Consider the following 23,230-nt stretch of genomic DNA (forward strand, 5'->3'; position numbering starts at 1 on the left):
CATGTTTCGACGTCAGGTCCTGGCACTGGGCAGCTTGCTGCTCGGCGCCGTCACCCTGGGCGGCTGGACGCTGTTCAAGCAAAAGGACAAGCACCCACTCTTGCTTTCGGCACGGGACGATGGCGACGGCAGGCACTACGCCGTCGGCTATCGACTGGACGGCACCCGGGTGTTCGCCACCCAGGTCGGCCAACGCTGCCATGACATCATCAATCACCCGACGCAGCCAATTGCGCTGTTCGTCGCCCGTCGTCCAGGCACCGAAAGCTACTTGATCGACCTGCGCGACGGCGCGCTGCTGCAAACCATCGCCTCGTTGCCGAACCGGCATTTCTACGGCCACGCGGTGATCCACAACAGCGGCGAATGGCTGTACGCCACCGAGAACGACACCACGGATCCGGGACGCGGCCTGCTCGGCGTGTACCGTTTCGAAGGCGAGCGGCTGGTGCACAGCGGCGAGATGTCCACCCACGGCATCGGTCCTCACCAGGTGTCCTGGATGCCCGATGGCGAGACGCTGGTGGTGGCCAACGGCGGCATTCGCACCGAGGCCGAAAGCCGGGTCGAAATGAACCTCGACGCCATGGAGCCGAGCCTGGTGCTGATGCAACGCGATGGCACCCTGCTGAGCAAGGAAACCCTCGCCCAATCGATGAACAGCGTGCGCCACCTGGGCATCGCCAGCGACGGCACCATCGTCTCCGGCCAGCAGTTCATGGGCGCAGCCCACGAGTCGTCGGAACTGCTGGCGATCAAGCGGCCGGGCCAGCCGTTCCAGGCGTTCCCGGTGCCTGAAGAGCAATTGCAGGCCATGGGGCACTACACCGCCAGCGTCGCCGTGCACAGCGACCTGCGCCTGGTGGCCTTGACCGCTCCCCGTGGCAACCGCTTTTTCATCTGGGACCTGGACAGCGGTGAAGTGCGCCTGGATGCACCTTTACCGGACTGTGCTGGCGTGGGTGCGGTGGCCGAAGGTTTCGTCGTGACGTCGGGCCAGGGCCGTTGCCGTTATTACGATTGCCGGCAGGCACAACTGGTTGCAAAGCCGCTGGATCTGCCGGCAGGGCTCTGGGACAACCATTTGCATCTGGCCTGAGCCAGGGAGCGAAGCCCATCGGCGCCGAGCTCCCTGATTTTCGGAAAAATCCCACGCACCTCCAGCCCGCCAGCATCTGGAATAGCCGGCACACTCAGAGTAATGTGCCCGCCTATCTGTATTTTCTCTCAGCTCTTTTCCAAGGAAGTGGAACATGCTGCGACGCCGCATGCTGATCATGTTGGGTGTTGTCCTGCTGGTGGTGCTGTTGCTCGCCGGCTACAAGGCCTTCTCCATTTACCAGCAGATCCAGATGTTTTCTGCACCGAAACCACCGGTCAGCGTGGCCGTGGCCAAGGCCATCGAGCAGCCCTGGCAGGCGCGCCTGCCCACCGTCGGTAGCCTCAAGGCCCTGCAAGGCGTGGACCTGAGCCTGGAAATCGCCGGGACCGTGCAGAAGGTGCAGTTCCAGTCCGGGCAGAAGGTCAAGGCGGGCCAGCCGCTCCTGCAACTGGACAGTGAAGTCGAAAGCGCCCTGCTGGAAACCGCCGAGGCCGACCTTGGCCTGGCGCAACTGGATTTCGGTCGTGGCCGACAACTGGTGGGCAGCCAGGCGATCTCCAAGGGCGAATTCGACCGGCTCTCGGCACAACTGAAGAAGAACCAGGCCACGGTCAACCAGCTCAAGGCTTCGCTGGCCAAAAAACAGATTCTGGCGCCATTCAGCGGCACCATCGGCATTCGCCAGGTGGACGTCGGCGACTACCTGGCCAGCGGCACGGTGATCGCCACTCTGCAGGACCTCAGCAGCCTTTATGTGGACTTCTACGTACCTGAGCAAACCGTGCCCAGGCTCGCGGTCGCCCAACCGGTCAACGTCAGTGTCTCGGCCTATCCCGGGCAGACTTTCGTCGGCACCATCAGCGCGATCAACCCCAAGGTCGAGGACAGCACCCGCAACGTGCTGGTGCGCGCCACCCTGGCCAACCCGGACGGCAAACTGTTGCCCGGTATGTTCGCCAACCTGCAGGTGATCCTGCCGGAAGTGGCCGCCGGAATCGTCGTGCCGGAAAGCGCGGTGACCTACACCCTCTACGGCAACTCCATGTACGTGGTCACGCAGAAGAAAGCCGCCGACGGCACTGTCGAGAAAGACGACAAGGGCCAGCCGGTCCTGATCGCCGAGCGGCGCTTTGTCGAGACCGGCGAGCGACGCAACGGGCAAGTCCTGGTTTCCAAGGGCGTGCAGAGCGGCGAACAAGTCGTGATCGGCGGCCAGATCAAGCTCGATAACGGCACGCCCATCGCCATCAGCGACGACAAGACCCTGACCGAACAGAACAGCCCGCCGCGCGCGGACTGATCAAGGAACCCCCATGGCTTTTACCGATCCGTTCATCCGCCGCCCGGTGCTCGCCACCGTGGTCAGTCTGTTGATCGTACTCCTGGGCTTCCAGGCCTGGAGCAAGTTGCCCCTGCGTCAGTACCCGCAGATGGAGAACGCCCTGATCACGGTGACCACCGCCTACCCCGGGGCCAATGCCGAGACCATCCAGGGCTACATCACCCAACCGATGCAACAGAGCCTGGCCAGTGCCGAGGGCATCGACTACATGACCTCGGTCAGCCGCCAGAACTTCTCGGTGATTTCGGTCTATGCCCGCATCGGCTCCAACAGCGACCGGCTCTTTACCGAACTGCTGGCCAAGGCCAACGAGGTCAAGAACCAACTGCCCCAGGATGCCGAAGACCCGGTGCTCAGCCGCGAGGCCGCCGATGCCTCGGCGCTGATGTACATCAGCTTTTTCAGCAAGGAATTGAACAACCCGCAGATCACCGACTACCTGTCACGGGTGATCCAGCCCAAGCTGGCGACGCTGCCGGGCATGGCCGAAGCGGAGATTCTCGGCAACCAGGTCTTCGCCATGCGCCTGTGGCTGGACCCGGTCAAGCTCGCCGGTTTCGGCCTCACCGCCGCCGACGTGACCAACGCCGTGCGCCAGCACAACTTTCTCTCCGCCGCCGGTGAAGTGAAAGGCGAGTATGTGGTCACCAGCATCAATGCCAACACCGAACTCAAGTCCGCCGAGGCCTTCGCCGCCATCCCGCTCAAGACCGACGGCGACAGCCGCGTGTTGCTGCGAGACGTTGCCCGCGTGGAGATGGGCGCCGAGAACTACGACACCATCAGCTCGTTCGGCGGCACGCCCTCGGTGTACATCGGGATCAAGGCCACGCCGGGTGCGAACCCGCTGGATGTGATCAAGGAAGTGCGCAAGATCATGCCGGAGATGGAGGCCCAGCTGCCGACCAACCTCAAGGCCGAGATCGCCTACGACGCCACCCTGTTCATCCAGGCGTCCATCGACGAGGTGGTGAAAACCCTGTTCGAGGCGGTACTGATCGTCATCGTCGTGGTGTTCCTGTTCCTCGGCGCCCTGCGCTCGGTGGTCATCCCGGTGGTGACCATCCCGCTGTCGATGATCGGCGTGATGTTCTTCATGCAGTTGATGGGCTACTCGATGAACCTCCTGACGCTGCTGGCCATGGTGCTGGCCATCGGCCTGGTGGTGGACGATGCCATCGTGGTGGTGGAGAACATTCACCGCCACATCGAGGAGGGCAAGACTCCCTTCGATGCCGCGATAGAAGGTGCCCGGGAAATCGCCATGCCGGTCGTCTCGATGACCATCACCCTGGCGGCGGTGTACGCGCCGATCGGCCTGCTCGAAGGCCTGACGGGGGCCTTGTTCAAGGAGTTCGCATTGACCCTGGCCGGGGCGGTGGTGATTTCCGGGATCGTTGCCCTGACCCTGTCGCCCATGATGTGCGCCCTGCTGCTGCGCCACGACGAGAACCCCTCGGGGTTGGCCCATCGGTTGGACATGGTCTTCGAACGCTTGAAAAGCCGTTACCAGCGCCTGCTTCACGGCACGCTCAATGCCCGGCCGGTGGTTCTGGTGTTCGCTGGGATCATCCTGCTCCTGATTCCGGTGCTGATCATGTTCAGCAAGTCCGAACTGGCGCCCGACGAGGACCAGGGCATCATTTTCATGATGGCCAATGCCCCGAAGACGACCAACCTCGACTACCTGAACGCCTACACCGATCACTTCATCACGATCTTCAAGGAGTTCCCCGAGTACTACTCCTCGTTCCAGATCAACGGCTACAACGGTGTGCAGTCCGGCATCGGCGGCTTCCTGCTCAAGCCATGGAACGAGCGCAGCCGCACCCAGATGGAAATCCTGCCGGAGGTCCAGGCCAAGCTGGAGAGTATTCCCGGCTTGCAGATCTTCGGTTTCAACCTGCCTTCATTGCCAGGCACCGGCGAAGGTCTGCCATTCGCCTTTGTCATCAACTCGCCGAAGGATTACGCGACACTGCTTGAAATCGCCGAACGCGTTAAAAAACGCGCATTGGAATCAGGCAAGTTCGCCTTCATGGACATTGACCTGGCGTTCGACAAACCCGAGGTGGTGGTCGACATCGACCGCGCCAAGGCGGCCCAGATGGGGGTTTCGATGCAGGACCTGGGCGGCACCCTGGCGACCATGCTGGGTGAGGCCGAGATCAATCGCTTTACCATTGAAGGACGCAGCTACAAGGTCATTGCCCAGGTCGAACGGTCGTTTCGGGACAACCCGGACTGGCTGAACAATTACTACGTGAAAAATACCCAGGGTGAACTGCTGCCGCTGTCGACCCTGATCAAGGTCAGCGACCAGGCGCGGCCACGGCAATTGAACCAGTTCCAGCAGCTCAATGCGGTCACGATTTCCGGCTTTCCCGTCGTGAGCATGGGCGAAGCCATCGAGACTGTCCGCCAGATCGCCCGGGAGGAAGCGCCGGTAGGCTTCGCCTTCGATTACGCAGGGGCTTCGCGGCAGTTCGTGCAGGAAGGCAGTGCGCTGTGGGTCACCTTCGCCCTGGCCCTGGCGATCATCTTCCTGGTGCTGGCGGCCCAGTTCGAAAGCTTCCGGGATCCGCTGGTGATTCTGGTGACGGTGCCACTGTCCATCTGCGGAGCGTTGATCCCACTGTTCCTCGGCTGGTCGAGCATGAACATCTACACCCAGGTGGGATTGGTGACGCTGATCGGCCTGATCAGCAAGCACGGGATCCTGATCGTCGAATTCGCCAACCAGTTGCGCAAGGACCAGGGACTGACGCCACGGGACGCCGTGGAGCAAGCGGCCTCGATTCGCCTGCGACCGGTGCTGATGACCACCGCGGCGATGGTGTTTGGCATGGTGCCGCTGATCCTCGCCACCGGTGCCGGCGCGGTGAGTCGCTTCGACATCGGCATGGTGATCGCTACCGGGATGTCGATTGGTACTTTGTTCACGCTGTTCGTGCTGCCCTGCGTCTACACATTGCTGGCCAAGCCCGACAAAGCCTGAGGCATTGGACCTTGGCCACAGATTTAGTGTTTGGCTGGAGATTTGTGGCAGGTATTAGAGAACCCAAAATAAAAGCCCCGCGTATGCGAGGCTTTTATCTGGGTTTCATGATGTTCAACTCTGCGGCCTCATCCCTTGAGAAAGACTGAACATGAACAGCAACAGATCGTCATCCGGTCGGATCGCCTCACTGGCCTTGGCTACCCTTGGTAAAGGGCAGTGGGCGCCAGTATTGGAGGCACTGAGGATCTGCGAGCGTGGCTGTTCCCAGACAGCCACCGCCATCGATGCAACTGCCAGAGCTCCTACTAAAAACACACCTCTAGCAATTTCTAGTTTCATCGCTATAAACCTTTGATAGCGCTGCCAAACGCCGCCTCATAAAAATAGACGAGTTTTTTCCAGTCGGCATCGCTGAACGACGAGTGGCGCCGCAGCTGCTTCAGGTCATGGGAGGCCGCTTGCCGGGCAGTCAGGCGCTGGCGACACTTCTCGAAATCGAGCAAAGCCACTTCACCCTTGGCCGCCTCGCCTTCTCCCGTCACCCGCACAAAGACGTGCTTGATATAGATGCAGCCATGCTGCCACCGCCCCTTGTGCATGCGGGCCAGGTTTTCGGCCAGCGCCAGGAGGATTTGATCATGCACCGCTTCGCCGTGACGCTCGCGCCCACCACCGGCGTACCAGTGCTCGATTTCTCCGAAGCCGTCGAGCGACTTGGTCACCAGCAGCGCACGCCACTTATGGACCGGGTCCCGTTGGGCGCCGCAGAAAACGAGCTGAGGGACGCGGACACCAAGCCGAGTCAACGCCAGGAGCGCATCCTGCTCACGCAGTACGGTCGGTCGACCGAACGGGTGCAGCCAGTCGCGATAAATGTGTCCGGTCTGACGCTTGGCATACAGCAGCTCGCCGTCCATACCGTTAATCCGCTGCACACCGCTTTCACCGCCACGACGCACATTGGGTTCTTCCACCCATTCGCCCTGCTGACTCCAGAAGTACTCGAAGTTATCGGGAAAACTCATTGATGCTTCTGCTGCCTGCCCAACCATGCCTTTACCTCTTGCGTAATACATAAACTCGCCACATGGCATAGAGCGGTAGAAAATCCAGTCGTTCCTGAATACGGAACCCGGCCTGCCGAAACTCCTCCTCTACTGTAGCAACCGGTAACACAAATCGATTCTGGTAGCTTTTCTGCCCACGAATTCGTTCCTGGCGCTTGCGTTTCCAGGCCTTGAAATTGCCATCAACCCACAAGGAAACGATCACGCTGTCACGGCTGACACGCTCGAATTCCTTCAGAATCGCCAGTCGATGCGCGGGTTCACCGATGTGGTGCAACAGGCGCATGCAAAAAATGCTGTCGACGGCGTTATCAGGCAAGGCGATGTCGAACGCAGAAGTGTGCAAGGGTTGTACCCGTTCCACGACATCGGTCGGTTGGGCCTCGACTGCGGTCTTGATCATGGCCTCGGAGTTGTCCGCACCGATGATCACCCGGTTCGGTTTTTCGGCCAACAGCGACCAGAAACGCCCTGCCCCGCACGGCAGGTCCAGGACCAGGCTGGGGTCGCCCGCAAGCGTCAATGCGCGCCGGGCCAGTTGTTGGTCTCGCAGGTTGGACAGACGGCGACTCAAGCCGCTTCGATGCTTGTGGAAATACCTTCGAGCATGCTGCTCGTCGTACTTTTCGGAAAAATCAAGCTTGATGGGTTTGGACATTGTAGGGGGCCTCAATAACTGATCGCCCCCACCTTATGAATCGACTTGTCATCGCTTTGTGAAAAAAAAGTTATGCAGCCTACCCAATAGTTACAAAATTTTTCCAGCCCAAACATCTATCCCGTCGGATTCAGCTCCACTTCAAAACGACAACCGTTGGGCTCCATCGTGCTGAGACTCACCGTCCAGCCTTGGTTTTCGCAAATCCGTTGCACCAAGGAAAGCCCCAGCCCCAGCCCCTCGCCGCGCTGTTCATTACCGCGCACGAACGGTTCGAACATCGCCTCACGCTTCTCCTCCGGGATGCCCACACCACTGTCCTCGACCACAAATCCGGTCGTGGTCAACGAGAGGCGAATAAATCCCTGGTCGGTGTAGTGCAGGGCATTTCGCAGCAGGTTGCCCATGACGGCGGTCAGGAACGTGGCGTTATACAGCGTATCGGCGGTTTGCCCTGGCTCGAAGATCAGCGTCAGGCCTTTGGATTCGATGGGGCCGCGCCACACCCCGAGGAGATTTTCAGCCACCGGTGCCAGGGCCAGCCGCGGTGACATCGCGTTGTCTTCACGCTGGGCCCTGGCGAGCATCAAGAAGGTTTGCACCAGTTCGCGCATTTCTTCACTGGCCCGGTTGATGCGCTCGACCTGTGTGCGACCGCGCTGATCCAGTGCTGGATTTTCCAGCAGCAACTCACAGGAGGTAGCCAGGACCATCAACGGTGTACGCAACTCATGGCTCACGTCGCTGGTAAACAACCGCTCACGGGTCAAGGCCTGGCGTAACCGTCCGAGCGTGGCGTCGAACGCCACGGCCAACTCACCCACCTCATCGGCGGCATAATCCGGTGCCAGCGGCGGAGCGAGCCCCAGGAGCTGGTCGCGATGGCGCACTTGCCGGGCCAGACGAACCACAGGGGCCATCACCCGGCGAGCCAGGATCCAGCCCAGAAATACCGCCAGCGCCAGGCTGAGCACGAAGCCCACCAGCACCACGGCAAACAGCACCCGCTCGCGCTCTTCGAAGTCGCTCTGGTCTTGTAGCAGCACGTAGTGTCGACCGTCGACGACTTCGACCATGGCGTGATACGACAATTGTTCGCGAAACACCTCGTGGAAGCCGCGATCCAGATGACGCAGGTCCTTGGGCAGCTCGAAGTCACCGGGGCCACCACTGAAATAAAACAGCTGGTCGGGTTCCGGACGATGGCTCCAGTCAGAGACGCTGTCCATCAACAACAGACGTTGCAGGTCGCCCCCAAGCCCAGCGGAAATCAGCTTTTCTTCCACCAGGTGGACCGTCGCCACGATGCCCATGGCAAATGCCCCGGCGACCAACGCGCTCATCAGCGCAAAGGCGATGATGATCCGCTGGGCAAGGCTCTGCTTAAACTCCATCTCGGCCCTCGGCCAGGCGATAACCCACGCCGTGCACGGTATGCAAAAGTGGTTTGTCGAACGGTTTATCGATCACTTGGCGCAGTTGATGGACGTGGCTGCGCAGGCTGTCGCTGTCCGGGCAATCATCGCCCCACAACGCTTCCTCGAGGATTTCCCGGCGCAACACATGGGGACTTTTCTGCATCAAGACCGCCAGCAGTTTCAGGCCTACCGGGTTGAGCTTGAGCAGCTTGCCTTCACGGGTCACTTCCAGGGTGTCGAGGTCGTAACTCAGGTCGCCCACCTGCAAGGCGCGGCGGCCACCGCCCTGGGCGCGACGCATGACGGCTTCGATTCGCGCCGCCAATTCCGACAGGGCAAAGGGTTTGATCAAGTAATCATCGGCCCCGGACTTGAAGCCCTGCAGACGATCATCCAACTGATCCCGCGCGGTCAGCATGATCACTGGCGTGTCACGCCGGGCGTCTTCGCGCAGGCGCTTGCACAAGGTGTAGCCGTCGATGCCGGGCAACATGATGTCGAGCACGATCAGGTCGTAGTGTTCGGTCGCAGCCAGGTGCAAACCCGACAAACCGTCCTGGGCACAATCGACGGTGTAGCCCTTGAGCCCCAGGTAGTCGGCCAGGTTGGCCAGGATGTCGCGGTTGTCTTCAACCAACAGAATTCGCATGGGCATCTCCTCTGCGCACGTAGACAGTCGTCGTGGCCCGCGCAGCTTAAGGCCAAGTGTGGCCCACGGCTAGAGTTGTATCTGCTCATGTCGTGACGAGCAGGTGGACCAAAGCCATGTGCCCCCCGACGGGCATTGACGAGTTTTTCACCCAACATTCACACCTCTCCAACGCCGTACAGACCAGACTGCGCCATGCGCTGCTTACGAAAACCCCACCAAAGGTACTGTCATGGTTTCCACCGCCATCCGCCCTGCCTCCAAGCCGTTGAACTTGCGAGTCGCCCTGGGTCTGCCCGCCGTGGTCGCAATCATTCTGGTGCTGTTGGAACTGACCACACTGGACATGGACCTGGCCAAGCTGTTTTACGACTCGGCCGCTGGGGACTTCATAGGCCGGCACAGTTTTTTTCTGGAAGACATCCTGCATGACCGAGCCAAAGAGGTGGTCATCGTATTTTCCGTGCTGGCGGTGCCCGGGTTTATCGGCACGTTTTTCATCGCCCGGCTCAAGCCATTCAAACGGGAACTGGGTTGCCTGGTGCTGTCCCTGGCACTGGCGACGTCCTTCGTCACGCCGATGAAAGCGGTGACGGCCGTGCAATGCCCCTGGAGCCTGAAGGAATTCGGCGGCAAGGAAACCTACAGTGAACTGCTGAGCCCGCGCCCGGCCACCGACAAACCCGGTCGCTGCTGGCCCGGCGGACACGCTGCCACCGGGTTCACGCTGTTTGCGCTGTTCTTTGTGCTGCGCGACCGCCGCCCGCGCCTGGCTCGCCGGGCCCTCATCTTCGCCTTCACGTTGGGCACCGTGTTCTCCGTGGGGCGGATGATGCAAGGGGCGCACTTCTTTTCCCACAATGTGTGGACGGCGGTGTTCTGTTGGCTGATTTGCCTGGGGTGTTACTACTACATCCTGTACCGACCGGCCGCCACGGCTGAGCGCGTAGCTGTAACCAGTCCCGCCAATGCCTGAACTGAACCACATCCCAATGTGGGAGCGAGCTTGCTCGCGATAGCGGTGGGTCAGTGCCGAATATATGAGCGGACACACCGTAATTGCGAGCAAGCTCGCTCCCACAGGGGCAGCATTGGTACCGCGCTATGAATCCAAGGTAATAAAAAACCCCGCCTGCTTTCGCAGACGGGGTTTTTCGCTACAGGGGTAAGGCTGGCTTACATCATGCCGCCCATGCCACCCATGCCGCCCATGTCTGGCATGCCGCCGCCAGCTGGAGCGTCGTCCTTGATTTCAGCGATCATCGCCTCGGTGGTGATCATCAGGCTGGCAATCGACGAAGCCGCTTGCAGAGCCGAACGAGTCACTTTGGCCGGGTCCAGGATACCCATTTCGATCATGTCGCCGTATTCGCCGGTAGCAGCGTTGTAACCGTAGTTACCCGAACCCTGCTTGACCTTGTCGACCACAACGCTTGGCTCGTCGCCGGAGTTGGCAACGATCTGGCGCAGCGGTGCTTCTACAGCGCGACGCAGCAACTGGATGCCCACGTTCTGGTCATCGTTGTCGCCTTTGAGTTCGCTGATGGCTTGCAGGGCACGAACCAGTGCCACGCCGCCGCCAGGTACCACGCCTTCTTCAACGGCGGCACGGGTGGCGTGCAGCGCGTCTTCAACGCGGGCTTTCTTCTCTTTCATTTCAACTTCGGAACCGGCGCCAACCTTGATCACTGCAACGCCGCCGGACAGCTTGGCCAGGCGCTCTTGCAGTTTTTCACGGTCGTAGTCGGACGAAGTCTCGGCCACTTGTGCGCGGATCTGAGTGACGCGAGCCTGGATGTCAGCCTCAACGCCAGCGCCGTCGATGACGGTGGTGTTTTCCTTGGTCACGGTGACGCGCTTGGCATTACCCAGGTGTTCCAGGGTAGCGCTTTCCAGGCTCAGGCCGATCTCTTCGGAGATAACGGTACCGCCGGTCAGGACAGCGATGTCCTGCAGCATGGCCTTGCGACGATCGCCGAAGCCCGGTGCCTTGACGGCAACCACCTTGACGATACCGCGCATGTTGTTCACAACCAGAGTCGCCAGGGCTTCGCCTTCAACGTCTTCGCTCACGATCAACAGTGGGCGGCCGGCTTTGGCAACGGCTTCCAGCACTGGCAGCAGCTCACGGATGTTCGAGATCTTTTTGTCGACCAGCAGGATCAGCGGGCTGTCGAGCTCGGCGGTCATGGTGTCTGGCTTGTTGACGAAGTACGGGGACAGGTAGCCACGGTCGAACTGCATGCCTTCGACAACCGACAGTTCGTTTTCCAGGCCCGAGCCTTCTTCAACGGTGATCACGCCTTCTTTACCGACTTTTTCCATGGCTTCGGCAATGATGTCGCCGATGGAGTTGTCGGAGTTGGCCGAGATGGTGCCGACCTGAGCGATCGCCTTGGTGTCGGCGCATGGCTTGGACAGGGCTTTGAGCTCTTTGACAATGGCGATGGTCGCCTTGTCGATGCCACGCTTGAGGTCCATCGGGTTCATGCCGGCAGCGACGGCTTTCAGGCCTTCGTTGACGATCGACTGAGCCAGGACAGTGGCGGTGGTGGTACCGTCACCGGCGTCATCGTTGGCACGGGAGGCAACGTCTTTGACCAGTTGCGCGCCCATGTTTTCGAAGCGGTCTTTAAGCTCGATTTCCTTGGCGACGGAAACGCCGTCCTTGGTGATGGTCGGAGCGCCGAAGCTCTTCTCGATGATCACGTTGCGGCCTTTCGGGCCCAGGGTTGCTTTTACTGCGTCAGCCAGGACGTTGACACCGGCGAGCATTTTCTTACGGGCGGAATCGCCGAATTTAACTTCTTTAGCAGCCATGATCGATATTCCTTAAATACTTTGTAGTCGCGGGAAAATGAACGGGAAAATCAGCCTTCGATAACAGCGAGGATTTCGCTCTCGCCGATTACCAGCAGGTCTTCGCCATCGACTTTCACAGTGTTGCTACCGGAGTAAGGGCCGAATACAACCTTGTCACCCACTTTCACGGACAGCGCACGTACTTCACCATTTTCCAGTGCTTTGCCTGGGCCTACAGCGAGGACTTCACCCTGGTTTGGCTTCTCGGCAGCCGAACCTGGCAGGACGATACCGCCAGCGGTTTTCTTTTCTTCTTCGCTGCGACGGACGACGACGCGGTCATGCAGAGGACGAAGCTTCATTGTCGATCTCTCCTAATTGTGGTTTTCATCGGCCGGTGTAGTCCCGGCGGGTTTAACGAATCCGGCTGTGCCGGGTGCGGTTCGTCAAGCGAACCGCGGAAGTCTGTCCAGTGTTGCCACCGGAAACCTTGCGGTGACCCATACATAAGGGCGTACAAGCCGATTACAAGGGCCGGGTATGAAATTTTTTACTTCTCGGAGCCAAAAACGAACACGGCACCTTAAGGTGCCGTGCCGCTGTTTTTTACTTAGGGTCGCGATGTTCGAATTCGCCTTCGATCACGTTGGGCTCGCGGCCCAGGGGCTCTCGCGGAGCCGGCCCGCCACGGGGCTGCAGGTCATCGGCGAAGGCCCGCTGGCGGATCGCCTGTTCTTCGGCGCGCTGGCGCATTTTATTGGCCAGCAACCGACGGGTGAATGGCAACAGCATGACCAGGCCCAGCACGTCGCTGATAAAGCCAGGCAGGATCAGCAGACCGCCACCCAGGGCCAGCATCAGGCCTTCGAGCATGGTCTGGGCGGGCAGCTCGCCACGGTTCAGGCTTTCACGAGCACGCAATGCCGTGGCGAGGCCGGCGATGCGCAGCACGAACACGCCAAGCATCGTGCCGAGAATGACCAGCAGCAGCGCCGGGAAAAACCCGATCGCACCGCTGACCTTGACGAATACGAACAGCTCCAACACCGGGAACAGCAGAAAGAGCAATAAAAAAGGGCGCATCAAATGGTTCCTCAACGCAAGAATGCCTTGCTATGAAACCCTAAATGACGTCGTCCTTTCGTGAATTCAAGCACTGGCCTCTGCATTTTTTGGCCATTGCTCGGCGTGAGCCAGATAAACCAGGGCTTCGCGCACTTGTGTCGGCGTGTTGCAAGGCCCTTGAAACGCCAGCCAATGCAGACCCTGGCCAATGCGCAGGTGCATGCCTTCGCTGTCGATGCCCACCAGCTGTGCCGGTTCGGTTTTCGGCAGGCCGGCCAGTTCCACGTAATGGGCGATGGCCTTGGCGTGATCGCTGTTCATGTGCTCGATCATGCTCGCCTCGGCCTTGCCGGCGAAGGGATTGGCCAGGGTGATCTGGTCGATCCAGTGAATGGCGCCAAAACCGCCGATGTAGCGATGGCGCACTGGATTGAGCACCCAGAAATCAAAATCATGGGCCTTGTGATAGTTCTGCGAATCCGGGAAGTAGCGGTAATAACGCTCAGCCGCGGCGTCGATGGCGGCGCCGTCTTCCAGTTTCCGGGCCTCGGCCAGGTAGGTCAGGCGCCCGACTGCCTGCACATCTTCAGCGCCCCGCTCGCCCACGAGCATCGAGCACTTGGGGTCTTTTTGCAGGTTGTGGGTGTGCTGAGCAATGCGGCTGATCAAGATCAATGGCCGGCCCTGCTCGTCCAGGCAATACGGCACCACGGAGCCGAATGGGAAACCGGGCATGGACTTGGAATGAGTGGAGAGCATTCCACGGTATTCCTTGAGCAGTAATTCTCGGGCATGCTTGGCAGCTTCAACGCTCAATTTATGACTCCTTTGATGAAGGCCGTTTTAAAAACGGTCAGACAGCTGGGCTATGTCCCAGTGTACCGTCGGGCAGTTCTCGTGCAGCCGGGCTATGGCGGCGCAGATCGAGAGGCCTTAAAAAAGGACATCCTTCACCACTCCGCCATCGGGACATGAGAATGCAACTCACCGACAAAGTAATCATTATCACCGGCGGTTGCCAGGGTTTGGGCCGCTCCATGGCCGAGTATTTTGCAGGTAAAGGCGCAAAGCTGGCCCTGGTCGATCTCAACCAGGAAAAACTCGATCAAACGGTTGCCGCGTGCGTGGCCAAGGGTGTCGAGGCCCGGGCTTACCTATGCAACGTGGCCAATGAAGAACAGGTGGGCGACATGGTCGCTCGGGTGGCCGAGGATTTCGGCGCGATCCATGGCTTGATCAACAACGCCGGGATCCTGCGCGACGGCCTGCTGCTCAAGGTCAAGGACGGTGAAATGACCAAGATGAGCCTGGCCCAGTGGCAGGCGGTGATCGACGTCAACCTGACCGGTGTATTCCTGTGCACCCGTGAAGTGGCGGCGAAAATGGTCGAGCTGAAGAACAGCGGCGCGATCATCAATATTTCGTCGATCTCCCGCGCCGGCAACGTCGGCCAGACCAACTATTCGGCCGCCAAGGCCGGCGTGGCGGCCGCCACCGTAACCTGGGCCAAGGAACTGGCGCGCTACGGCATCCGTGTCGCCGGCATCGCCCCGGGCTTCATCGAAACCGAGATGACCCTGGGCATGAAGCCCGAAGCCCTGGAAAAAATGACCTCGGGGATTCCGCTCAAACGCATGGGCAAACCCGAGGAGATTGCCCATTCGGCGGCGTATATCTTTGAGAACGACTATTACACCGGTCGGATCCTGGAGATGGATGGCGGGTTGCGGATCTGAAGTCACCCTGAACAAATGTGGGAGCGGGCTTGCTCGCGAATGCGGTGTGTCATTCAACAGATAAGTTGACTGATTTACCGCATTCGCGAGCAAGCCCGCTCCCACAGGGGCCGGCGTGCGATCAATCGTCGCTGACGGTGATGTTCGGCATCACCGGTGACGCAGCCTCTTGCAACACAATCCGCGCACCCACGTGACGGGCCAGTTCCTGATAGACCATGGCGATCGGGCTGTCCGGCTCGGCGATGACCGTGGGTTTGCCACCGTCGGCCTGCTCGCGGATGTCCATCGACAGCGGCAAGGATGCCAGCAGTTCGACGCCGTACTGGGTCGCCAGTTTTTCCCCGCCCCCTTCGCCGAACAGGTGCTCGGCATGTCCGCAGTTCGAGCAGATGTGCACGGCCATGTTTTCCACCACGCCCAGCACCGGAATGTTCACCTTGCGGAACATTTCCACGCCCTTGCGTGCGTCCAACAGGGCCAGGTCCTGGGGCGTGGTGACGATCACCGCGCCAGCCACCGGGACCTTCTGCGCCAGGGTCAGCTGGATATCGCCAGTGCCGGGCGGCATGTCGATCACCAGGTAATCCAGGTCGCCCCAGGCGGTTTGCGTCACCAATTGCAGCAAGGCACCGGACACCATCGGGCCACGCCAGACCATCGGTGTGTTGTCGTCGGTGAGGAAGGCCATGGACATGACTTCCACGCCATGGGACTGGATGGGCACGAACCACTTCTGGTCCTTGATCTGCGGCCGGGTGCCCTCGGCAACGCCGAACATGATGCCCTGGCTCGGACCGTAGATGTCCGCGTCGAGAATCCCGACCTTCGCCCCTTCACGGGCCAGGGCCAGGGCCAGGTTGGCGGCGGTGGTGGACTTGCCCACGCCGCCCTTGCCCGAGGCCACGGCAATGACATTCTTGACGTTCGCCAGGCCTGGCACCTGTGCTTGGGCCTTGTGGGCGGCGATCACGCTGGTGATTTCGACCTTGGCGCCCGCCACGCCGTCCAGGGACTCGATGGCCATCTGGAGCATCTGTGCCCAACCGCTCTTGAACAGATCGGCGGCGTAGCCGATTTCCAGCTGGACGCTGACGCGATCGCCCTGGATGTCGATGGCGCGCACGCAGCCGGCGCTGACCGGATCCTGGTTCAGATAGGGGTCGGTGTATTGGCGAAGGACGGTTTCCACCGCTGCGCGGTTGACGGCGCTCATGGGCAACTCCGATAGCAAGACTTGAAAAACAGGCCGCTATCCTACGCCCCGCGCTTGCGCGTGGCGACCCGATTACAGCAGGGCGAACACCTTTTGTGGCGAGGGGATTCATCCCCGCTGGACTGCGCAGCAGTCCCAAAACATTCGAACCTGACCAGCCTGACTCACCGAGGTGCCGGGTTTTTGGGTTGCTTCGCAACCCAGCGGGGATGAATCCCCTCGCCACGAATTGTGCCTGGCTCAGGCCTTTCGCCGTTCCCAACCGTGCATGCGGAAACAGGCCGGTGGGGTGAAATATATTTCCCGGCGCTTTATAGTGGCCGACCTCCGTTTCATCAAGTAGCCGAGCCCCATGTCCGAGCCACGCAAGATTCTCGTCACCAGCGCCCTGCCCTATGCCAATGGTTCGATTCACCTCGGCCATATGCTGGAATACATCCAGACCGATATGTGGACGCGCTTCCAGAAACATCGCGGCAACCAGTGCATCTATGTCTGCGCCGACGACGCCCACGGTTCGGCCATCATGCTGCGCGCGGAAAAGGAAGGCATCACCCCGGAACAGCTGATCGCCAACGTCCAGGCCGAACACAGCGCCGACTTTGCCGATTTCCTGGTGGACTTCGACAACTTCCACTCCACCCACTCCGAAGAAAACCGCGAGCTGTCGAGCCAGATCTACCTGAAGCTGCGTGACGCCGGGCACATCGCCACCCGTTCGGTCACCCAGTATTTCGACCCAGAAAAGAACATGTTCCTGGCCGACCGCTTCATCAAGGGCACCTGCCCGAAATGCGGCACCGAAGACCAGTACGGCGACAACTGCGAAAAATGCGGCGCCACCTACGCACCGACCGACCTGAAAGACCCGAAATCGGCGATTTCCGGTGCCACCCCGGTGCTCAGGGACTCCCAGCACTTCTTCTTCAAGTTGCCGGATTTCCAGGAAATGCTGCAAACCTGGACCCGCAGCGGCACATTGCACGACGCGGTGGCCAACAAGCTCGCCGAATGGCTCGACTCCGGCCTGCAAGAGTGGGACATTTCCCGCGATGCACCGTACTTCGGCTTCGAAATTCCCGGCGAGCCCGGCAAGTATTTCTACGTGTGGCTGGACGCGCCCATCGGCTACATGGCGAGCTTCAAGAACCTTTGCGATCGCACGCCTGAGCTGGACTTCGACGCGTTCTGGGGCAAGGACTCCACGGCCGAGGTGTATCACTTCATCGGCAAGGACATCGTCAACTTCCACGCGCTGTTCTGGCCCGCCATGCTCGAAGGCGCCGGTTTCCGCAAGCCGACCGGCATCAACGTCCACGGCTACCTGACCGTCAATGGCCAGAAGATGTCCAAATCCCGCGGCACCTTCATCAAGGCCCGGACCTACCTGGACCACCTGTCGCCGGAATACCTGCGCTACTACTACGCGGCCAAGCTCGGCCGTGGCGTCGACGACCTGGACCTGAACCTCGAAGACTTCGTGCAGAAGGTCAACTCCGACCTGGTGGGCAAGGTCGTCAACATTGCCAGCCGTTGCGCCGGGTTCATCCACAAGGGCAACGCCGGGGTCCTGGTCGCCGGTAACGCCGCGCCGGAACTGACCGACGCTTTCCTGGCGGCGGCGCCCAGCATCGCCGATGCCTATGAGAGCCGCGACTTTGCCCGCGCCATGCGCGAAATCATGGCCCTGGCCGACCGCGCCAATGCCTGGATCGCCGACAAGGCGCCGTGGTCGCTGGCCAAGCAGGAAGGCAAACAGGACGAAGTCCAGGCCATCTGCGCCTTGGGCATCAACCTGTTCCGCCAATTGGTGATTTTCCTCAAGCCGGTGCTGCCGTTGCTGGCCGCCGATGCCGAGGCGTTCCTGAACGTCGCGCCGCTGACCTGGAACGACCACCAGACCCTGCTGAGCAACCATCAGTTGAACGCGTTCAAACCGTTGATGACCCGTATCGACGCCGTCAAGGTGCAAGCGATGACTGACGCCTCCAAGGAGGACCTGACCGCCAGCCAGACCGATACCGGCGGCCCGACCGGCAACGGTGAGTTGGCCAAGGACCCGCTGTCGCCGGAAATCGACTTCGACGCTTTCGCCGCCGTTGACCTGCGCGTAGCACTGATCGTCAAGGCCGAAGCCGTCGAAGGGGCCGACAAGCTGCTGCGCCTGACCCTGGACATCGGCGATGAGCAGCGCAACGTGTTCTCCGGCATCAAGAGTGCTTATCCGGACCCGGCCAAGCTCGAAGGCCGGCTGACGATGATGATCGCCAACCTCAAGCCACGCAAAATGCGCTTCGGTGTGTCTGAAGGCATGGTGATGGCGGCGGGCCCCGGCGGTGAAGAAATCTACCTGTTGAGCCCCGACAGCGGCGCCAAGCCGGGTCAGCGGATCAAGTAACGCGACCGAACGCTGCACCGATCCCACAGTCGCTTGGCAAAGCGGCTGTGGGATTTTCATATCTGGCCCACCCTCCCCGCGTGCCAGATAATGCCTAATCTTGTAACAGGCCCTTTATTGCCGGCACGCCCATGACCGAAATTGCTCTCACACTGTTCAGCGCCGCCCTGATTAACAACTTCGTGTTGCATTGGCCGCTGGGTGTCGATCCGCTGCTGGCGGTTGAGGGTAGAAGGCAAGTTCACGCCCTGGGCCTGGCGACGGTGTGTCTGATGTTGATAGTCGGCACCCTGGCTTACCTGATGGACCATTGGCTGCTGGCCCCGGCCAACCTGACATCGCTGCGCCTGTTTGCCTGGCTGCCCTTGAGCGTGCTGCTGATCAGGCCATTGCTGCGCCTGCTGGCGCGCTGGCTGCCGGCATGGCCATTCGAAGGGTTGTGGCCGCTGTTGCTCGGCAATGCCGGCATACTGGGCGTCACGCTGCTCACCAGCCAGGATGACCGGGGCCTGGGCCACGCCGTCGCCTTGAGCCTGGGGGCCGGCCTGGGATTCTGGCTGGTGCTGAGCCTGTTCGAGGATCTGCGCCAGCGCACCTTCAATAACGATATTCCCTTGCCCTTCCGGGGCCTGCCAATTCAGTTGATCAGCGCCGGACTGATGGCAGTGGCCTTTTTCGGATTGCGCGGGCTGGTCAAAACATGAGCCTGATTCAACGTATCGACGCCCTGCTGCCGCAGACCCAATGCGGCAAGTGCGGCCATCCCGGGTGCAAGCCCTACGCCGAAGGCATCGCCCAGGGCGAGCCGATCAACAAATGCCCGCCCGGCGGGCGCGAAACCATCGCCGCCCTGGCCGAGCTGATGAAAGTGCCGGTGCTGGAGCTCGATGACAGTCGCGGCTCAGCCCCGGCGCAAATTGCCTTTATCCGCGAAGCCGAATGCATCGGTTGCACCAAGTGCATCCAGGCCTGTCCGGTGGATGCGATTGTCGGCGCGGCCAAGCTGATGCACACCGTCCTCGTCGACGAATGCACAGGTTGCGACCTTTGCGTGGCGCCCTGTCCGGTCGACTGCATCGAGATGCGGCCACTGCCCATGGCGACCGTACTGCCGATCGTTGGCGGCCTGGCCTTCAGCGCTGAAGAACAGCGGGAACGAACCGCCAAGCGCAATCACGCCCGGCGGCGTTTCGAACAGCGCAATGCGCGCCTGCGTCGTGAGGAAGAACAGCGCCAGGCCGAACGTCTAGCCCGCACCCAGCGCGCTGCCCAGCCTCAGATCCAAACCCTCGATCCGGTACAAGCCGCGCTGGAACGCGTGCGCGCGCAAAAAGCCGCCAACGCCGATGCGGCGCTGAAGAAAGCCAAGGTCGACCTGGCCATGAGCCGGGCACAATTGAACAAATCCTTGAAAGCCTTCGGCCATCCACCCACCTTTGAGCAGCAGTCGCAATTGATCCTGCTGCAACGCCAGTTCGAAGCAGCGGAGCAGGCCTTGGCCCAACTGGAAAACGCCGCGCCGCCGGCCGCTCCAGCTTCGGCACCGGCACCGGCACCGGCACCGGCACAAAGCGCCGAGCTGAAGCGGGCCAAGATTCAACTGGCGATGCGCCGCGCCGAACTCAGCAAGGCCCGGACCGCCGGGGCATCGGATGAACACATGCAAGCGCTGGAGCAAGCGGTGAACGACGCCGAACGCCAGGTGGACGCCCATGGCGCGCCCTGAACCCATGGACGAACGGCTGCGCCTGGCGATGAGACGGGTGCTGCTGGCGACGCTGCCCGGCGCGCTGGCGCTGCTGTGGTTTTATGGCTGGGGCGTGGCGCTCAACCTGCTGTTGTCCGGCCTCACCGCCCTGGCGGTCGAGGCACTGGTGTTGCGGGTACGCCGCAGGCCTCTCACACCCGACCTGAACGATGGCAGCGCGCTGGTCAGCGCCACCCTGTTGGCCCTGGCCTTGCCGGCGTATTGCCCTTGGTGGCTGACCGTCACGGCGGCGGCCAGCGCCTTGTTGTTCGGCAAACACCTGTGGGGGGGCGTCGGCACTAACCCGTTCAACCCGGCAATGCTCGGATACGCGGTGGTGCTGGTGGCGTTCCCTTTACAGATGAGTCAATGGCCGGCGCTCCACGGCATGGGTTTGCTCGACGGCCTGCAACAGGTGTTCGGCATGCATCCGGCGCCCGACGCATGGACCGGCGCGACGGCGCTGGACAGTTTACGAATCAACAGAAGCCTGACCGTCGATGAACTGTTCGCCAACGATCCAGCGTTCGGCCGCTTTGGCGGCCGGGGTGTCGAATGGGTCAACCTGGCGTTCCTGGTGGGCGGCCTGTTTCTCCTGCAACAACGGGTGTTCAGCTGGCATGCGCCAGTGGGCATGTTATCCAGCCTGTTCCTCATCAGCCTGTTGTGCTGGAACGGCTCGGGCTCCGACTCCAATGGCTCGCCGCTGTTTCATCTGTTCACTGGCGCGACCATGCTTGGCGCGTTTTTCATCGTGACCGAGCCGGTCTCGGGCGCCAGGACCGCGCTCGCCCGATGGCTGTTTGGCGCGGGCGTGGGACTGTGGGTCTACCTGATCCGTACCTGGGGTGGTTACCCGGATGGCGTGGCGTTTGCGGTGCTGCTGATGAACCTCGGGGTACCGGCGCTGGATCGCTGTGTCGAGGCACGGCAAAGGCGGCAGCTGCCATGAACAATCCCGGCGGCGTTGCGATCCTGGTTATTCTGGGCAGTCTCGGCGTTGGCGCCACTTACGTCACGCAAACCGGCACTGCCGGACGCATCGAGGCCCAGCAACAAGCCATCGAGAACAGAACCTTGCTCGACGTGCTGCCAGCCGACCACTATGACAACCAGCCATTGACGCGGCCTGTCGTGGCGACTCCGGTGGCTCTGCCCCACAGCACGCTGCTGAGCGGTTACCTCGCGACCCGCAGCAACCAGCCCAGCGCCGTGTTGTTGCGCAGCCAGGCGTTGGGCTATGAAGGCAGCATCGAACTGTTGATCGCCATTGACCCGCAGGGCCGGTTGCTGGGCGTGAAAACCCTGCGTCAGTCCGAAACGCCCGGCCTGGGCGCGGCGATTGCCGGTTGGCCGAATGCCTGGATGCAAACCTTCAACGGTAAATCGCGCCAAGCCCCTGACGATAACGGTTGGGCCTTGAAAAGGGATCAGGGGCAGTTCGATCAACTGGCAGGCGCAACGATCACGTCCCGGGCGGTTATCCAGGCGGTTCACGATGCCTTGCGTTATTTCGACGAGCACAAGGCTCAGATGATCGGAGGGGCTACCGATGAATAAGCCATGGGGACTGGCCCGAGGTCTGCTGCTCGTGACGCTGGTCGGCGCAAGCGACTCGCTGGTCAACGCCCTGGGGGTGTGGCTGGCCTGGGCTTTGATCAGCCTCGGCCATGGCTTGGCCATGGGCCATTTACGGCCCCGCCTGACAGCGCCTCAGCAGTTGCTCGCCTCGATCATGCTGGCCGCCACCCTGACCGCATGCGCAGGCCTTGCCGCACAGGCCTGGGCGCTGGAACTGTATCGGCCGCTGAGTCTTTACATCGGCTGGATCGCCTTGAGCTGCGTGGTATTGGCCCACGACACTGACTTCATCGAGTCCCGCTGGCCTGGACACCTCAGGCTGGCTGGGCTGTTCGGCCTCTGGATGATGGGCCTGGGCGCCCTGCGCGAGCTGATCGGCAGCGGCATCCCCTTGGCCCGGCTCGCCCCCGGCGGGTTTATTCTGCTCGGCCTGCTGCTCGCGGCCTACCAGGCCTGGACGATCGCCAAACCCCATTCATCCCTTGAGGAAACGCCGCGCCCATGAACGCCGCAAAACGCCTGGAAATATTTCGTCGCTTTCACGAAGACAATCCCGAACCGAAAACAGAACTGGCCTATACGTCGCCGTTCGAGTTGTTGATCGCGGTGATCTTGTCGGCCCAGTCCACGGACGTCGGTGTCAACAAAGCCACGGCCAAGCTGTTTCCGGTGGCCAACACGCCGGAGGCGATCTACGCCCTGGGCGTCGAGGGGTTGTCCGAATACATCAAGACCATTGGCCTGTTCAACAGTAAGGCAAAAAACGTGATCGAAACCTGCCGCCTGCTGATCGAACGCCACGGCAGTGAAGTCCCGCAGACTCGCGAAGCGCTGGAAGCCCTTCCAGGCGTGGGCCGCAAAACCGCCAACGTCGTACTCAATACCGCTTTTCGTCAGCTAACCATGGCGGTCGACACCCATATTTTCCGCGTCAGCAACCGGACTGGGCTGGCTCCCGGTAAAAACGTGGTGGAAGTGGAAAAGAAACTGATGAAGTTCGTGCCCAAGGAATTTCTCCTGGATTCCCATCATTGGCTCATCCTTCACGGGCGCTACGTTTGCCTGGCGCGCAAGCCCCGTTGTGGTAGCTGCCGGATCGAAGATTTATGCGAATACAAGCACAAGACCTCTGACGATTGAGGCGCTATTACTTTTATCGATCCGTCGATTGAAAAAATCTTTTTTACCCGACCGTGGTTTATCGATATAAGGAGCGCCAATGGCAGTCTTAGCCTGGAGTCGAACCCATGAGCGCTGGCAAAGAACAACTGGATGTAGAAGACGAATTCATCGCCGTTGAGGCCGACGACGCAGAACCTGTGGTCGTGGAAGTGGCGAAAACCAATCTGAGCAAACGCCGCACCATTGACAACCTGCTGGAAGAGCGTCGCTTGCAGAAGCAACTGGCCGATTATGACTTTGACCTCTGACACGTAAAAGCCTCCCTG

At 61.0% G+C, this 23,230-nt stretch carries 23 protein-coding genes; 13 read left to right on the forward strand and 10 right to left on the reverse strand.

Features of this window, described 5'->3' with window-relative positions; genetic code table 11:
* Position 1: 1 nt before the first annotated feature.
* The 3 genes from LOY70_RS23110 (at position 2) to LOY70_RS23120 (ending at position 5,442) form a co-directional block, all read left to right on the forward strand.
* Positions 2-1,099, forward strand: coding sequence for a DUF1513 domain-containing protein (locus LOY70_RS23110; RefSeq protein WP_265029443.1), 1,098 nt, complete (start codon positions 2-4; stop codon positions 1,097-1,099).
* A 154-nt stretch (positions 1,100-1,253) separates the two neighbouring features.
* On the forward strand, positions 1,254-2,402 hold the full coding sequence (locus tag LOY70_RS23115; protein WP_123346432.1) for an efflux RND transporter periplasmic adaptor subunit: 1,149 nt from the start codon (positions 1,254-1,256) through the stop codon (positions 2,400-2,402).
* Between the two features lie 13 nt (positions 2,403-2,415).
* On the forward strand, positions 2,416-5,442 hold the full coding sequence (locus LOY70_RS23120) for a multidrug efflux RND transporter permease subunit (protein ID WP_265029444.1): 3,027 nt from the start codon (positions 2,416-2,418) through the stop codon (positions 5,440-5,442).
* A 114-nt stretch (positions 5,443-5,556) separates the two neighbouring features.
* On the opposite strand, the gene LOY70_RS23125 is transcribed toward LOY70_RS23120, so the two are convergent.
* The 5 genes from LOY70_RS23125 to colR form a co-directional block, all read right to left on the reverse strand.
* A complete protein-coding gene (locus tag LOY70_RS23125; protein ID WP_025215154.1) occupies positions 5,557-5,784 on the reverse strand; it encodes a hypothetical protein in 228 nt (75 codons plus the stop codon).
* Positions 5,785-5,786: 2 nt separating this feature from the next.
* Positions 5,787-6,497 carry a lipopolysaccharide kinase InaA family protein gene (locus LOY70_RS23130; RefSeq protein WP_265029445.1) on the reverse strand — a complete coding sequence of 237 codons (711 nt, stop codon included), beginning with the start codon at positions 6,495-6,497 and terminating at the stop codon, positions 5,787-5,789.
* A 4-nt stretch (positions 6,498-6,501) separates the two neighbouring features.
* On the reverse strand, positions 6,502-7,170 hold the full coding sequence (locus tag LOY70_RS23135) for a class I SAM-dependent methyltransferase (RefSeq protein WP_123415739.1): 669 nt from the start codon (positions 7,168-7,170) through the stop codon (positions 6,502-6,504).
* A 116-nt stretch (positions 7,171-7,286) separates the two neighbouring features.
* On the reverse strand, positions 7,287-8,564 hold the full coding sequence (locus LOY70_RS23140) for a sensor histidine kinase (RefSeq protein ID WP_265029446.1): 1,278 nt from the start codon (positions 8,562-8,564) through the stop codon (positions 7,287-7,289).
* The gene (colR, locus tag LOY70_RS23145; protein WP_025215158.1) at positions 8,554-9,237 is read right to left on the reverse strand and encodes a two-component system response regulator ColR; all 684 of its coding nucleotides are present in this window, start codon (positions 9,235-9,237) and stop codon (positions 8,554-8,556) included. Before colR ends, LOY70_RS23140 begins: the two co-directional genes overlap by 11 nt.
* 232 nt (positions 9,238-9,469) lie before the next feature.
* Between colR and LOY70_RS23150 the strand changes: the two genes are divergently transcribed.
* Positions 9,470-10,213, forward strand: a complete 744-nt coding sequence (locus LOY70_RS23150) for a phosphatase PAP2 family protein (RefSeq protein WP_265029447.1) — start codon at positions 9,470-9,472, stop codon at positions 10,211-10,213.
* A gap of 200 nt (positions 10,214-10,413) precedes the next feature.
* Here the strand turns inward: LOY70_RS23150 and groL are convergent, their stop codons facing one another.
* The 4 genes from groL to LOY70_RS23170 form a co-directional block, all read right to left on the reverse strand.
* Positions 10,414-12,057, reverse strand: coding sequence for a chaperonin GroEL (gene groL / locus LOY70_RS23155; protein WP_123346444.1), 1,644 nt, complete (start codon positions 12,055-12,057; stop codon positions 10,414-10,416).
* A 50-nt stretch (positions 12,058-12,107) separates the two neighbouring features.
* On the reverse strand, positions 12,108-12,401 hold the full coding sequence (locus LOY70_RS23160; RefSeq protein ID WP_003178744.1) for a co-chaperone GroES: 294 nt from the start codon (positions 12,399-12,401) through the stop codon (positions 12,108-12,110).
* Between the two features lie 244 nt (positions 12,402-12,645).
* Positions 12,646-13,122 carry an FxsA family protein gene (locus tag LOY70_RS23165; RefSeq protein WP_025215162.1) on the reverse strand — a complete coding sequence of 159 codons (477 nt, stop codon included), beginning with the start codon at positions 13,120-13,122 and terminating at the stop codon, positions 12,646-12,648.
* A 66-nt stretch (positions 13,123-13,188) separates the two neighbouring features.
* Complete coding sequence (locus LOY70_RS23170) at positions 13,189-13,920, reverse strand: HugZ family protein (protein ID WP_265029448.1); 732 nt, start codon at positions 13,918-13,920, stop codon at positions 13,189-13,191.
* 161 nt (positions 13,921-14,081) lie between these two features.
* Between LOY70_RS23170 and LOY70_RS23175 the strand changes: the two genes are divergently transcribed.
* Entirely contained in the window at positions 14,082-14,840 is a 759-nt protein-coding gene (locus LOY70_RS23175) for an SDR family oxidoreductase (protein ID WP_265029449.1), read from the forward strand.
* 121 nt (positions 14,841-14,961) lie between these two features.
* Here LOY70_RS23175 and apbC read toward each other — a convergent pair whose 3' ends face one another.
* Positions 14,962-16,056 carry an iron-sulfur cluster carrier protein ApbC gene (apbC, locus tag LOY70_RS23180; protein WP_123346451.1) on the reverse strand — a complete coding sequence of 365 codons (1,095 nt, stop codon included), beginning with the start codon at positions 16,054-16,056 and terminating at the stop codon, positions 14,962-14,964.
* Between the two features lie 352 nt (positions 16,057-16,408).
* On the opposite strand from apbC, the gene metG reads away from it, so the two are divergent.
* The 8 genes from metG to LOY70_RS23220 all read left to right on the forward strand — a co-directional run bounded on the left by metG (position 16,409) and on the right by LOY70_RS23220 (position 23,212).
* A complete protein-coding gene (gene metG / locus LOY70_RS23185; RefSeq protein WP_265029450.1) occupies positions 16,409-18,454 on the forward strand; it encodes a methionine--tRNA ligase in 2,046 nt (681 codons plus the stop codon).
* Between the two features lie 131 nt (positions 18,455-18,585).
* Entirely contained in the window at positions 18,586-19,158 is a 573-nt protein-coding gene (locus LOY70_RS23190) for an Rnf-Nqr domain containing protein (protein WP_265029451.1), read from the forward strand.
* On the forward strand, positions 19,155-20,180 hold the full coding sequence (gene rsxB / locus LOY70_RS23195) for an electron transport complex subunit RsxB (protein WP_265029452.1): 1,026 nt from the start codon (positions 19,155-19,157) through the stop codon (positions 20,178-20,180). Before LOY70_RS23190 ends, rsxB begins: the two co-directional genes overlap by 4 nt.
* A complete protein-coding gene (locus LOY70_RS23200; RefSeq protein ID WP_265029453.1) occupies positions 20,167-21,153 on the forward strand; it encodes an RnfABCDGE type electron transport complex subunit D in 987 nt (328 codons plus the stop codon). Before rsxB ends, LOY70_RS23200 begins: the two co-directional genes overlap by 14 nt.
* Positions 21,150-21,761 carry an RnfABCDGE type electron transport complex subunit G gene (locus LOY70_RS23205; RefSeq protein ID WP_265029454.1) on the forward strand — a complete coding sequence of 204 codons (612 nt, stop codon included), beginning with the start codon at positions 21,150-21,152 and terminating at the stop codon, positions 21,759-21,761. The genes LOY70_RS23200 and LOY70_RS23205 overlap by 4 nt, the downstream gene beginning before the upstream one ends.
* Positions 21,754-22,287, forward strand: coding sequence for an Rnf-Nqr domain containing protein (locus LOY70_RS23210; protein WP_265029455.1), 534 nt, complete (start codon positions 21,754-21,756; stop codon positions 22,285-22,287). Before LOY70_RS23205 ends, LOY70_RS23210 begins: the two co-directional genes overlap by 8 nt.
* The gene (gene nth, locus LOY70_RS23215) at positions 22,284-22,922 is read left to right on the forward strand and encodes an endonuclease III (RefSeq protein ID WP_123346466.1); all 639 of its coding nucleotides are present in this window, start codon (positions 22,284-22,286) and stop codon (positions 22,920-22,922) included. The genes LOY70_RS23210 and nth overlap by 4 nt, the downstream gene beginning before the upstream one ends.
* 107 nt (positions 22,923-23,029) lie before the next feature.
* Complete coding sequence (locus tag LOY70_RS23220) at positions 23,030-23,212, forward strand: PA3496 family putative envelope integrity protein (protein ID WP_025215172.1); 183 nt, start codon at positions 23,030-23,032, stop codon at positions 23,210-23,212.
* The last annotated feature ends 18 nt before the right edge of the window (positions 23,213-23,230 follow it).

This window comes from Pseudomonas sp. B21-054, from assembly GCF_026016345.1.
Lineage (GTDB): Bacteria > Pseudomonadota > Gammaproteobacteria > Pseudomonadales > Pseudomonadaceae > Aquipseudomonas.

Bases quoted from the DNA above. Each gene is read 5' to 3' on its own strand.
- LOY70_RS23140 (WP_265029446.1), bottom strand. From the start codon at position 8,564: ATGGAGTTTAAGCAGAGCCTTGCCCAGCGGATCATCATCGCCTTTGCG.
- LOY70_RS23190 (WP_265029451.1), top strand. From the start codon at position 18,586: ATGACCGAAATTGCTCTCACACTGTTCAGCGCCGCCCTGATTAACAAC.
- LOY70_RS23220 (WP_025215172.1), top strand. From the start codon at position 23,030: ATGAGCGCTGGCAAAGAACAACTGGATGTAGAAGACGAATTCATCGCC.
- groL (WP_123346444.1), bottom strand. From the start codon at position 12,057: ATGGCTGCTAAAGAAGTTAAATTCGGCGATTCCGCCCGTAAGAAAATG.
- LOY70_RS23135 (WP_123415739.1), bottom strand. From the start codon at position 7,170: ATGTCCAAACCCATCAAGCTTGATTTTTCCGAAAAGTACGACGAGCAG.
- LOY70_RS23200 (WP_265029453.1), top strand. From the start codon at position 20,167: ATGGCGCGCCCTGAACCCATGGACGAACGGCTGCGCCTGGCGATGAGA.
- apbC (WP_123346451.1), bottom strand. From the start codon at position 16,056: ATGAGCGCCGTCAACCGCGCAGCGGTGGAAACCGTCCTTCGCCAATAC.
- LOY70_RS23110 (WP_265029443.1), top strand. From the start codon at position 2: ATGTTTCGACGTCAGGTCCTGGCACTGGGCAGCTTGCTGCTCGGCGCC.
- LOY70_RS23160 (WP_003178744.1), bottom strand. From the start codon at position 12,401: ATGAAGCTTCGTCCTCTGCATGACCGCGTCGTCGTCCGTCGCAGCGAA.
- LOY70_RS23115 (WP_123346432.1), top strand. From the start codon at position 1,254: ATGCTGCGACGCCGCATGCTGATCATGTTGGGTGTTGTCCTGCTGGTG.
- LOY70_RS23175 (WP_265029449.1), top strand. From the start codon at position 14,082: ATGCAACTCACCGACAAAGTAATCATTATCACCGGCGGTTGCCAGGGT.
- LOY70_RS23150 (WP_265029447.1), top strand. From the start codon at position 9,470: ATGGTTTCCACCGCCATCCGCCCTGCCTCCAAGCCGTTGAACTTGCGA.
- rsxB (WP_265029452.1), top strand. From the start codon at position 19,155: ATGAGCCTGATTCAACGTATCGACGCCCTGCTGCCGCAGACCCAATGC.
- LOY70_RS23165 (WP_025215162.1), bottom strand. From the start codon at position 13,122: ATGCGCCCTTTTTTATTGCTCTTTCTGCTGTTCCCGGTGTTGGAGCTG.
- LOY70_RS23130 (WP_265029445.1), bottom strand. From the start codon at position 6,497: ATGGTTGGGCAGGCAGCAGAAGCATCAATGAGTTTTCCCGATAACTTC.
- LOY70_RS23205 (WP_265029454.1), top strand. From the start codon at position 21,150: ATGAACAATCCCGGCGGCGTTGCGATCCTGGTTATTCTGGGCAGTCTC.
- metG (WP_265029450.1), top strand. From the start codon at position 16,409: ATGTCCGAGCCACGCAAGATTCTCGTCACCAGCGCCCTGCCCTATGCC.
- LOY70_RS23210 (WP_265029455.1), top strand. From the start codon at position 21,754: ATGAATAAGCCATGGGGACTGGCCCGAGGTCTGCTGCTCGTGACGCTG.
- LOY70_RS23120 (WP_265029444.1), top strand. From the start codon at position 2,416: ATGGCTTTTACCGATCCGTTCATCCGCCGCCCGGTGCTCGCCACCGTG.
- LOY70_RS23125 (WP_025215154.1), bottom strand. From the start codon at position 5,784: ATGAAACTAGAAATTGCTAGAGGTGTGTTTTTAGTAGGAGCTCTGGCA.
- nth (WP_123346466.1), top strand. From the start codon at position 22,284: ATGAACGCCGCAAAACGCCTGGAAATATTTCGTCGCTTTCACGAAGAC.
- colR (WP_025215158.1), bottom strand. From the start codon at position 9,237: ATGCGAATTCTGTTGGTTGAAGACAACCGCGACATCCTGGCCAACCTG.